This is a genomic window from Moraxella catarrhalis, assembly GCF_001656295.1.
In the GTDB taxonomy this organism is placed as follows: domain Bacteria; phylum Pseudomonadota; class Gammaproteobacteria; order Pseudomonadales; family Moraxellaceae; genus Moraxella; species Moraxella veridica.
Genome location: NZ_LXHE01000026.1, coordinates 20831 through 32535 on the forward strand (window position 1 = coordinate 20831; position 11705 = coordinate 32535).

Below are 11705 nucleotides of genomic sequence, written 5' to 3' on the forward strand. Positions count from 1 at the left end.
TATAGCCTAGCTCACAACATTTATAAAGACAAAATTTACCTCAACTACCCAAATGATTATTGATAAATTTTAGGGTAGTAAGTTTTGTAATAACCCTCCAGTTTATCATTATCTACCTTATAGATATGAACAACATCTAAATTTTTATCAATCATAACAGACAACATTAATAAAAAACAAACAATCACACCATAAAAATAAATCAAAAATCCATTATTTAACACCCAAGTCGTCAAAAAAACACCAATGGGAATAAACACAATACAACACGCCAAAAAGATAAATTCAAAACTGGCACGAATATCCTTTGGGGTTGCTGTACAGCGAATATGGGTACTGTTAATATTAAACATTACCACCCCAACACCCATCATTATTAATGCCATGCAAAACAGATAAAATCCGTCCAACAAAGACAATAAAATCCCAATCGCAACCAATACAATGCTACACACCACACTTTTATGACTGCCAATTTTTTTATTGAATAATTTTAGAAAGTAAACACTACCCAATATCATTCCAATACCAAAACAACCCTCACTAATACCGATATAAAATGCAGGTAATTTAAATTTATTTGCTATATTATAGGGAATGATATAAGCAATCATTGGGGTGATGATAAAATTAGCCAGCAATGATACCAAAACCATCAATCTTTCAATGGGATTTTTAAGTAATATTTTAAAGGTATTTTTTGATTGTTTTTCTAAGTTTTCCTGCAATTTTATATTTTTTATACCATAAAACAAAATGCCACTTATAAAAGATAAAATAATACAAGCACATATAATTTGATGTGCACCAAAATAATGAATGATAAACCCAGAAATAGCGGGAGACAAGATGGTATTGATGGAATTGACAAATCCACGCACCTTAAAACCATTTGATTTATTGTTACCACCATACAAGTCATTGGTAAGGCTTGTCCCTAACGGATTTAAAAGAATGGTAAAAATAGAACTAATAACAAAAATTATACCAAAAATAAAATAATTATGAATAAATAATAATGGCAAAAAAGATAATAAGCAAATAACACAAAAACACAGTAATATCTTTTTACTATGAATGGTAAATTTTGGTTGACTGCACACCCAAGAAAACAACAACAATGCCAACACCTGACACGCCCAAGAAGTTCCAATAAAAACCCCCAAATGCTGGGGGTTTTTAAATACGGTAAGCATTAACCAAGCAAACAAAAAACCAACGGTTCTAATACTTGTATTCAGTACTATTTCTGCAACTTGATAAACATAAAAATCCCTATGCTTCATTGTCTTTTCCTTGTAGATATTTCTTGTACACTTCATCAAGCACAACAGCAGCATTCATTGCTCTTGTAAACCCACTGAATATTGCGTTTTGTATCAATATTTCTTGAATTTCTTCTTTTGTAATACCAAGCTTATAAGCAGCTAGCCCCTGAAATGACAATTGCCTTTCTGAACTACCCATAGCAATAAGTGCTGATAATGTTGCTATATGCCGTTCTTTAATGCTCAAAACACCTCTTTGATAAATATTTCCATAAATTGAATCAATAAGCATTTCAACTAAATCTGGTGCTATTGGGTATAAATCATCGTTTAGCCTTCTTACTGCATCGTCATTAAATCTTTGCATCAATTCGATGGTTTCTTTGGATAACTTATCTGTTAATTTCATTAGGCATATCCTTTAATTCTTTGTAACAGTTCTCAATTATGGCACTTCCCAAATTCGTTAATTTTCCATTTTTGGAAATAACATCATAGCAAGCTAAAAATTGTTCCTTATTTTTATTGATATGAGAAATCAGATCATCGTAAGAATATTGAGTATTTTGTTTTTTGATAATTTGATTAAAAAATCGTGCTATTCTATACAAAACAAAAGCTGCGTGATATATACCATTCATTGTTCTTAAGCCAGTTCTAAGGGGTGATGGATAACGCTCATCATCTGAGTTAAGCACAACTTCATCATGTATCATTACAGATAACAATATTTGATGAGCAGATTCGTGTATAATCTTATCTAAGATAAACAAATCATCTTTATCAACAAAAATATCTTCATTGAAAAAAATACAGCCTAGTTTATCAAAGTCACTTCCAGAATAAACCATTTCTTGACTATCTTTAAAGTCTACACCAAATACATATATATCATCCACTATATTGTCAATTTCCATATAAGTTTCAAAATCAATATCCTTAATAAAATTCATAAGATTATTAATTTTTAACTTATACTCATCAATTAAATTAACATTAATTGGTTTGCAGGAAAATTCATAAGCATCATCATTAATTTTATTAAACTGATTTAAGTACAGGTTGCCCACATCTCCCACACCAGAGAAAATTATTTTTTCTCTATCATAAAACGAGATAAATTTATTAAAAGAAATAAACACATCATTTATTTCATAAATATTATTTTTTGTAATTGATTTAACAAGGTGATTAATAAAGTGGAATAAGATACCTCCCAATATGGAGTGAGATTCTGCAAACTCTATATTTTTGGCTATATTTTTCTTGAAATCTTTATCTAAGATTTCATCGCAAACATCCAACAAATAATAAAAAGAATCTACAATCTTTTTATTATTTGCACCACGCAATACAATTGCCAAAGATTGGTTTGGATTATAAATATCATTAAAATTCATTCATCGTCCTTAATACTTAATCAATAAAAAAAAAGACACCAGATTTTAACCCAGTGTCTTTTTGATTGGCATTACTTCTTATCTTTAACACCAATTGTCATAATTGTTTTGCAGTTTGATTGGTTTTTAAGCCCAACAACTTTGCTTAGGTCTAATTGCTTTAACATAACATATTCCTTATATAAATGAAAAAGATAAACACCATAACCTAAAATACCTCATCAGCCTATGGTTCTTTGATTCTAAGTTAAAAAAAAACAAGATGTCAAGAATTTTTTATAAATTAGCATAATTTTTTTATTAAACCATTGTTTTTAATATATTTTTTTCAATATTCAACCCAAAAAAAGCGGTATCAGCAAGGTTTAGGGTGTTTTTGTAGTCAATGGACTCAGTCATGGCGTATCTCGCTTTTGGCTAAATTTAGTAAACTGCCTATTATAAGACAAAATTAAGAAAGTTACAAAGTATTTGGTGGGGGCGGATGGAATATTATCAAATACAAAATATAAATATAATTCCTTATCATCTCAAAAAGCAGCATAAATGTGATATTTACAATCGGCTTCATTTTTAAGAGGCTGAAAAAGTTTTGATACTTTTTATCATGCTAAGTATAGTACAATATTAACATTATTTTTGAGTGATTTGGAGTGCGTATGAGCTGGTTTCCAAAATGGCAACCTTATACAGGTGATATTAACACACAGCCTGTGGCAACGAATGAATATCTGCCAGTTGGGCAGAGCATCATGTTGGGCTTGCAGCATGTCTTGGCGATGTTTGGGGCGACGGTCCTTGCGCCTTTATTGATGGGCTTTGATGCCAATCTTGCGATTATGATGAGCGGGATTTGTACCATCTTATTTTTTATTATGACAGGTGGTAGAGTCCCCAGTTATTTGGGCTCAAGCTTTGCGTTTATTGGCGTAGTTGCAGCAGCCACAGCACACGCAACTGGCAGCGGCGCAAACCCAAATCTGTCGGTGGCATTGGGTGGTATCATCGCTTGCGGTATTTTATATGCTGCCATCGGTTTTGTGGTCATGGCGACAGGCACGCAGTGGATCGAAAAACTCATGCCGCCCGTGGTGACAGGTGCGGTGGTGATGATCATCGGTCTAAACCTAGCGCCCGTTACCGTGAGCGGTGTACAAGGCAAGCCCTTTGAGCTATGGATGGCGCTGATTACCGTCTTATGTATGGGCATGATTGCTGTTTTTGCGCGCGGGTTTTTGCAGCGCCTGCTTTTATTGATTGGACTTGTGATGGCGTATGTAATTTATGCAATCGCTGCCAATGTTTTGGGCTTGGGTGAGCCGATTAATTTTGCCCTAATCGCAGATGCGGCTTGGTTTGGGATGCCAAATTTTAGTAGCCCAACTTTTGATGTCAACGCCATGCTGATCATCGCACCTGTGGCATTCATCTTGGTGGCTGAAAACCTTGGGCACATCAAGGCTGTGGGCGCAATGACAGGCGAAAATCTGACGCCGCATCTTGGCAAGGCATTTGTCGCTGATGGTGTGGCGACGGCATTATCAGCAGGCGTGGGCGGCACGGGTATGACCACGTATGGCGAAAATATCGGTGTGATGGCGGTAACGCGCGTGTACTCGACGCTGATTTTTGTGATTGCAGGGGTCTTTGCAATGGTTTTGGGTTTCTCGCCAAAATTTGGTGCCATGATTCAGACCATCCCTGGTCCTGTTTTGACTGGAGCATCCATTGTGGTCTTTGGTTTGATCACCATTGCTGGCGCAAAGATTTGGATTGATAACAAAGTGAATTTTGCCAATAACAAAAACCTGATGGTCGCTGCCATCACGGTGATTTTGGGTACGGGTGATTTTGGCTTGATGATTGGCGAATTTAATTTGGGTGGGATTGGGACTGCGACTTTTGCTGCAATCATTTTGCACTGGTTTTTGAGTCTAAGAGAGCTAGATAATATACATTAAGTAAAATTTTCGTGATTTATGAGAAAATTTGTCATATAATCTATACAATTTGCCAAGTAGGGTAATTTCAAAGAGTGGTAATAAAACAAAGGATGGTGATTTCGCCATCCTTTTTTTGGATTGAAAAAATATGTACGATAATTCTATATCTTGTTTGGCTCAGCCTGGATTTGTTGATGGACTGCATTGTGTTGTGACGACTGTGAGCGCGCCGCTTTGGGATGTGCTTATTTGGATGTTGATTGGCATTGGTTTATTTTTTACGCTGTTTTCGGGCGTGGCGCAGTTTCGACTGTTTGGTCGTAGTATCAAATCTATGCTGGGCAGCCGCGCCAATCATGACGATGACGCGGGCATTTCAGGCTTTCAAGCATTCGTGACAGGGCTTGCAAGCCGTGTAGGCGTGGGTAATGTCGCAGGTGTTGCGATCGCCATCAGCATCGGCGGCGCAGGGGCAGTGTTTTGGATGTGGCTGATTGCTTTGATCGGTATGTGTTCGGCATTGGCGGAGTCAAGCTTGGCGCAGTTATTTAAGGTGCGTGATGGTAGCACTGGTCAGTTTCGCGGTGGGCCGGCGTATTATATCGAGCAGGGACTTGGTCAAAAGTGGCTGGGGCTTTTATTTGCGTTGGCGCTGATTGTGTGCTTTGGTTTTGTGTATCAGTCGATTCAATCAAACACCATTACGCTCGCCATGCAGTCAGCTTCAGGCTGTGCCGCTGAAGATCCGACTTGCCAAAGTCAGTGGCAAATTTATAAGCATATGGTTGGCGCGCTGTTGGTGGTTTTGACAGCACCGATCATTTTTGGCGGTATTCGCCGCGTCGCCAAGATTGCAGAAGTGGTCGTGCCGATCATGGCGCTGATCTATCTACTGGTAGCCTTGGTGATCATTGTCATGAATATCGGTGCGCTGCCATCGGTGATTGCGCTGATTTTTGAGCAGGCATTTGCCTTTGAGGCGGCAGGTGGTGGACTGTTTGGTTCGATGGTGTCTGTCGCCATGATGCAGGGCATCAAGCGCGGTTTGTATTCAAATGAAGCAGGTCAAGGCTCTGCACCCAATGCCGCTGCCGCTGCTAGTGTAAGACACCCTTTGGATCAGGGCATGATCCAGATGTTTGGGGTATTTGTGGATACTTTGATTGTCTGTTCATGCACAGCGTTTATTATTTTGCTGGCACAAATGCCTGAAAATGCAGCCAATTTATCTGGCATTCAGCTGACGCAGGCAGCACTTGAAAGTCATGTGGGTAGCTGGGGTCAGTATTTCTTGGCGACGATTTTATTTATTTTTGCTTTTTCAACGATCATCGGTAACTATGCTTATGCCGAGTCAAATATGCAATTTTTGAAAAACAATACCACAGTTTTGACGCTGTTTCGCATGGCGGTACTGGGGTTTGTGTATTTTGGTGCGGTGGTGAAAGTCGATGTCGTTTGGGATATGGGCGATTTGACCATGGGGACGATGGCGTTTATTAACTTGATCGCCATTACGCTGCTTTCGCGATATGTGTTTGTGCTGATTCGTGACTATCAATCACAGCTAAAATCAGGCGTGGCACATCCTGTATTTAAGCTGGATAACTACCCTGAACTCAAGCAAAAAGTAAAATCAGATATTTGGTAATTTAACCGCTTAATAATAAAAATCCAGTTTAGATAAACTGGATTTTTATTATTAAGCTTCTCGTTTTTTCCAATAAGCAATGGCAGCATTTGAGCGCGTCGGTCTGCCAAGCCGCTCCATGATTGCTTTGCCTGCCTGCATGAGCGCCTCTTCGTCAATGCCTGTGTCATAGCCCATGTTGGTGAGTAGATAATGCAAATCTTCTGTCGAAACATTACCAGAAGCGCCTTTGGCATAAGGGCAGCCGCCCAATCCAGCAATCGATGAGTCAAAGGTGCGAATGCCCATTTTAAGCGACGCATAAACATTGGCGATCGCCATCCCATACGTGTTATGAAAATGCCCAGCCAACTGACCGGCGTCAAAGCGCTCAAGGCAGGCATCCCAGACCGCCTCGACGCGGTCTGGCGTGGCTGTGCCAATCGTCTCGCCCAGTGAGACTTCATAGCAGCCCATATCCAGTAGCCGACCTGTCACCTCGGCGACAGCGCTTGGGTCGATCGCGCCTTCATAAGGGCAGTCGACCATGCATGATACATAGCCGCGCACCCGCACGCCGTCAGATTTGGCGCGGCTCATGATGTCTTTAAAGCGCTCAAGGCTCTCGGCGATTGAGCAGTTGATGTTTTTTTGGGTGAAAGTTTCGCTGGCTCCTGTAAAAATCGCTACCTCTTGGCAACCTACAGCGCGGGCGGCTTCATAGCCGCGTAAATTAGGCGTCAGCAGGCTAAAATTAATCCCGTCAGGTTTTGAGATTTTTTCATAAATCTCGGTGCTGCCCGCCATTTGTGGCACCCACTTTGGCGAAACACAAGAACCCACTTCAATATCTTTTAGACCAGTTCTGATTAGATTTTCAATCAAAGTGATCTTGTCTTGCATGTCAAGCACGACTGACTCATTTTGAAGTCCATCTCGTGCGCCAACCTCGACAATTCTTACAAAATTATCCATCATCATACTCCTATCATGCTTTTTCGAAGGCGACCAATTCATCACCTGCTGCCAGTTGATCACCTACCCCAAAGAATACTTCTTGGACGATGCCATCGGCAGGTGCTTTGATGGTGTAGGTGATTTTCATGGCTTCAAGTGTGAGTAGGGTTTCATCTTTTTTGACGCTTTGACCCTTTTCAACCATGACAGCAGTCACCATGCCTGGCATCATTGCCTTTAGGCCGCCTGCCGCATCGGCATCATCATCTGCACCATAATTGACGGCTTTTGGCGCAAACACAAAGGCATTGGCGCGACGAAATAAGGTCAAGTTGCCCTTATGGTGCGCGGTGTCATGATAAAAGGGTACTATTTGACGCTTGCCATCGATGATGATTTCAGCGCATGTATTTGATAGCAGCGTGGCGTCTAGATGGATGGTTTCGCCATTAACATGCACTTCATAATCATCGCATGCCTGTCTCATTTCAATCACTAATGACTGATCGGCATGTTCAAAATCTACAGTTTGCGTCATGACGATATTTGAGCGCCAAAGTGGGCGGTCATGCCATGGGCTTTTGCTTTGATCAAGCTGCAACAAAAAGCTGATGACGGCTGCCATTGCCACTTCTTCGCTACGCACCTCATCACGCGTGAGCAGTTCGCTTTCGTTTTTGGCGATCAATCCTGTATCAAGCGTTGCGCTGCTAAACGCTTCTGAGCGCACAATACGATCAAGAAACGCGATATTATTCCCCAAACCGCCGACATGAAAGTTATTCAAGGCATGATGCATCTGCACCAAGCACTGAGTGCGGTCATCGCCATAAGTGATCAGCTTGGCAATCATTGGATCATAAAATGTGCTAATCTCATCGCCTTCGATGACACCGCTGTCCACACGAACACGCGCGTTTAGGGCAGGGGGTGATAAATGGGTGATTTTGCCAATGGCAGGTAGGTAGCCATCTTCAGGAATCTCAGCATAAATACGCGCTTCCATCGCATGACCTTGGCAGGTGATTTGATCTTGAGATTTTGGTAAAGGCTCTCCTGACGCGACTCGCAATTGCCACTCAACCAAATCCACACCAGTCACCATCTCTGTCACAGGATGCTCAACTTGCAGGCGAGTATTCATCTCCATAAAATAGGCAGTGCCGTCTTGCTCAACAATAAACTCCACCGTACCTGCACCAACATAATTGACCGCGCGCGCCGCATCGATGGCAGCTTGTCGCATGATGGCAAGCTTATCTTCTGAGATATTGGGGGCAGGGGCTTCTTCGATGACTTTTTGGTGGCGACGCTGCACTGAGCAGTCGCGCTCATACAGATGCACATAATTGCCATGCGCATCACCAAAAACCTGAACTTCGACATGACGCGGATTGATGACATAGCGCTCAATCAATACATCGGTATTGCCAAAGCTTGACTTAGCTTCGGCGCGGCATGAGTCAAGCAGCTCAACAAAGTCTTCTGATTTTTCGACCAGACGCATACCTTTACCACCGCCACCTGCACTGGCTTTGATAAGCAGTGGATAGCCGATGGTATCTGCTTGCTGTTTTAGGAAGTCAGCATCTTGATTGGTACCATGATAGCCTGGCGTCAGCGGTACGCCCGCTTTTTCCATCAAGGCTTTTGAAGTTGCTTTTAGCCCCATATCCAAGATGGCAGACACTGGTGGACCGATGAACACAATGCCGTTATCAGCACACGCTTGGGCAAATTGATTATTTTCGGACAAAAAACCATAGCCAGGGTGAATCGCCTGTGCGCCTGTGGCTTTTGCGGCGTTGATGATCTTATCAATCTGAAGATAGCTTTGGGTAGGTGGGCTGGCACCGATATACACAGCTTCGTCAGCTTGTTTGACGTGCTGGGCATTTTTATCGGCATCTGAATAGACCGCCACAGTTGAGATGCCCAGTTTTTTTGCGGTAGCGATCACACGGCAGCCAATTTCCCCACGGTTAGCGATCAGTATTTTGGTAAACATAATTAAAATCCTTCTAAAAATTGATGCGGCATGATTTATTTGGCAATCCAAGCAGGCGAGCGTTTATTTAAAAAAGCTTGCAGACCTTCTTTGGCTTCGCTGCCTTGGCGGATGGTGGCAATGTGTTTGGCGGTCTCAGTGAGTAGCGCCTCATCCACTGCCTTTTTGGCAACCATATCAATCAGTGTCTTGGAGTCGGCTTGAGCGTTTGGCGCGCCCTGCAAAATGGCTTGGATGATCTTATCAACAGTGGCATCAAGCTCGTCAGCTTCACAAACTTCATGCGCAAGTCCGATGTGATAAGCGGTTTGGGCGTCGATACGCTCGGCGGTCAAAAAGTATCGGCGCGCCTGTCTTTCGCCGATGGTACGAATGACATAGGGACTGATGGTGGAAGGTGCAAGACCTAAGCGAACCTCGCTGGTGGCAAACTTAGCTTCAGTACTTGCGATGCAGATATCACAGGTGCTGGCAAGGCCCATGCCGCCGCCGAGTGCTGCGCCATGCACGCGTGCGATGGTGGGTTTAGGCAGGGTAGCTAAGGTTTGTAGCATTTTTGCCAAGCGTTCAGCGTCCGCGATATTTTCATCCAAATCAGCCTCGCCTGCTTTTTTCATCCAGTTGAGATCTGCGCCTGCCGAAAAGCTCTTGCCGCGACCAGCCAGCATCACCACACGCACCTCATCATCCGCGCCCAAATCCTCAAACGCGCGTTGTAGCTCGCTGATTACCCCTTCATTAAAAGCATTATGCACCTCGGGACGATTAAGCCAAACGGTCGCAACTTGATTTGATTTTTCAATGTGTAAATAATCGTATGACATGATAAATCCTTTTATATTATTCCAAAATCACATTCTAAAGACGCCAAACTTCGTCTCTTCGGTCGGTGCATTCATAGCTGCCATGAGTGATAAAGCAAGCACGCGGCGAGAATCAGCAGGATCAATGACGCCATCGTCCCAAAGTCTGGCTGAGGCATAATAAGGATGACCTTGGCGCTCATATTGTGTGCGGATGGGTTCTTTGAAAGTCTCTTCTTCTTCCAAAGACCAGCTGCCGCCTTTGGCTTCTATTTGTTCGCGGCGAATCGTGGAGAGTACACTGGCAGCCTGCTCACCGCCCATGACCGAAATCCGCGAATTTGGCCAAGTCCACATAAAGCGCGGCGAATAAGCGCGTCCGCACATGCCATAGTTGCCTGCCCCAAACGAGCCGCCGACCACGAGCGTGATTTTGGGCACTTTGGCATTGGCGACTGCCATCACCAGCTTGGCGCCATGCTTGGCGATGCCTTCATTTTCATATTGGCGTCCGACCATAAAGCCTGTGATATTTTGAAGGAAAATCAAAGGAATGTTTCGTTGGCAACAAAGCTCAATAAAATGCGCGCCTTTTTGGGCAGATTCTGAAAATAAAATCCCATTATTAGCAATGATGCCAACATTCATGCCATAGATTTTGGCAAAGCCTGTGATGAGTGTCGTGCCAAATCGTGCTTTAAACTCATGAAATTCAGAGCCATCCACCAAGCGAGCGATGATTTGCTTGATGTCAAAAGGCTGTCGGCTGTCTGTTGGGATCACGCCGTACAGCTCTTTGGCATCATATAAAGGTTCGGCAAAGTCGGTGGGCAGTTTTTGCTTATCTTTACCCAGATTGGCGACGATGTCTCTGGCGATGCTGATGGCGTGCTCGTCATTATCCGCCAAATAGTCTGCCACCCCTGACAAGCGCGTATGCACATCACCGCCGCCTAAGTCTTCGCTTGAGACCACTTCACCTGTGGCTGCCTTGACCAGCGGTGGACCACCTAAAAAGATCGTCCCTTGGTTGCGCACGATGATCGTCTCATCACTCATGGCGGGTACATAAGCGCCGCCCGCTGTACAGCTGCCCATGACGACCGCAATTTGGGGAATGCCCATGGCTGACATGGTGGCTTGATTATAAAAAATGCGTCCAAAGTGCTCTTTATCAGGGAAAACTTGATCTTGTAAGGGTAAAAAAGCGCCCCCAGAATCCACCATATAAATACAGGGCAGATGATTTTCGCGCGCGATTTCTTGGGCGCGCAGATGTTTTTTGATGGTCAAAGGATAATAGGTGCCACCTTTGACCGTTGCGTCATTTGCCACGATCATACAAGCGATGCCGTTGACCAAGCCCACGCCTGCGACCATGCTTGCTGATGGGATGTCATCTTCATAGACACCCAAGGCAGCCAATTGACCAATTTCTAAAAAAGCGGTGCCTGTATCGATGAGTCTGTCAATGCGCGTCCGAGCCAATAATTTACCGCGCTCAAGATGTTTTTGGCGTGCTGATTCTGAACCGCCCAAACTGACTTTGCCTGAAACTTGCTTTAAATCATCCACCAGCGCCTGCATCTGAGCAAAATTTTGCTGATAAGATTCGCTGCGCGTGTTGAGTTGATTGCTGATGATGTTCATAAATCTCCCTTTTATATAGCAATGCTTTCGACAACATTAAATGATG

The 11705-nt window shown here is 43.1% G+C and carries 9 protein-coding genes; 2 read left to right on the forward strand and 7 right to left on the reverse strand.

Annotated elements, in window-relative coordinates; translation table 11 throughout:
• Positions 1-56: 56 nt before the first annotated feature.
• Genes AO382_RS10110 through AO382_RS10120 form a run of 3 tightly spaced genes read right to left on the reverse strand, consistent with a single transcriptional unit; the run spans position 57 to position 2668 of the window.
• Positions 57-1286 carry an MFS transporter gene (locus AO382_RS10110; RefSeq protein WP_003672149.1) on the reverse strand — a complete coding sequence of 410 codons (1230 nt, stop codon included), beginning with the start codon at positions 1284-1286 and terminating at the stop codon, positions 57-59.
• Entirely contained in the window at positions 1276-1677 is a 402-nt protein-coding gene (locus AO382_RS10115; RefSeq protein WP_003660749.1) for a carboxymuconolactone decarboxylase family protein, read from the reverse strand. The genes AO382_RS10110 and AO382_RS10115 overlap by 11 nt, the downstream gene beginning before the upstream one ends.
• Positions 1661-2668: an aKG-HExxH-type peptide beta-hydroxylase gene (locus tag AO382_RS10120; RefSeq protein ID WP_064607639.1), complete on the reverse strand. Its 1008-nt coding sequence runs from the start codon at positions 2666-2668 to the stop codon at positions 1661-1663. Before AO382_RS10120 ends, AO382_RS10115 begins: the two co-directional genes overlap by 17 nt.
• 659 nt (positions 2669-3327) lie before the next feature.
• On the opposite strand from AO382_RS10120, the gene AO382_RS10125 reads away from it, so the two are divergent.
• Together AO382_RS10125 and AO382_RS10130 are read left to right on the forward strand one after the other, a co-directional pair.
• Positions 3328-4629 (forward strand): solute carrier family 23 protein, encoded by a 1302-nt coding sequence (locus tag AO382_RS10125; RefSeq protein ID WP_064620864.1) that lies wholly within the window; start codon positions 3328-3330, stop codon positions 4627-4629.
• Positions 4630-4759: 130 nt separating this feature from the next.
• Positions 4760-6262 (forward strand): alanine/glycine:cation symporter family protein, encoded by a 1503-nt coding sequence (locus AO382_RS10130; RefSeq protein ID WP_064620867.1) that lies wholly within the window; start codon positions 4760-4762, stop codon positions 6260-6262.
• A gap of 51 nt (positions 6263-6313) precedes the next feature.
• Here AO382_RS10130 and AO382_RS10135 read toward each other — a convergent pair whose 3' ends face one another.
• From AO382_RS10135 to AO382_RS10150, 4 genes are read right to left on the reverse strand one after another with little or no spacing between them, the layout of a single operon-like run.
• Complete coding sequence (locus AO382_RS10135) at positions 6314-7216, reverse strand: hydroxymethylglutaryl-CoA lyase (RefSeq protein ID WP_064620872.1); 903 nt, start codon at positions 7214-7216, stop codon at positions 6314-6316.
• Positions 7217-7229: 13 nt separating this feature from the next.
• On the reverse strand, positions 7230-9206 hold the full coding sequence (locus AO382_RS10140) for an acetyl/propionyl/methylcrotonyl-CoA carboxylase subunit alpha (RefSeq protein ID WP_064620875.1): 1977 nt from the start codon (positions 9204-9206) through the stop codon (positions 7230-7232).
• Positions 9207-9241: 35 nt separating this feature from the next.
• Positions 9242-10030, reverse strand: a complete 789-nt coding sequence (locus tag AO382_RS10145) for an enoyl-CoA hydratase/isomerase family protein (RefSeq protein WP_064620878.1) — start codon at positions 10028-10030, stop codon at positions 9242-9244.
• A 27-nt stretch (positions 10031-10057) separates the two neighbouring features.
• A complete protein-coding gene (locus AO382_RS10150; RefSeq protein ID WP_064620881.1) occupies positions 10058-11659 on the reverse strand; it encodes a carboxyl transferase domain-containing protein in 1602 nt (533 codons plus the stop codon).
• Positions 11660-11705: the final 46 nt, after the last annotated feature.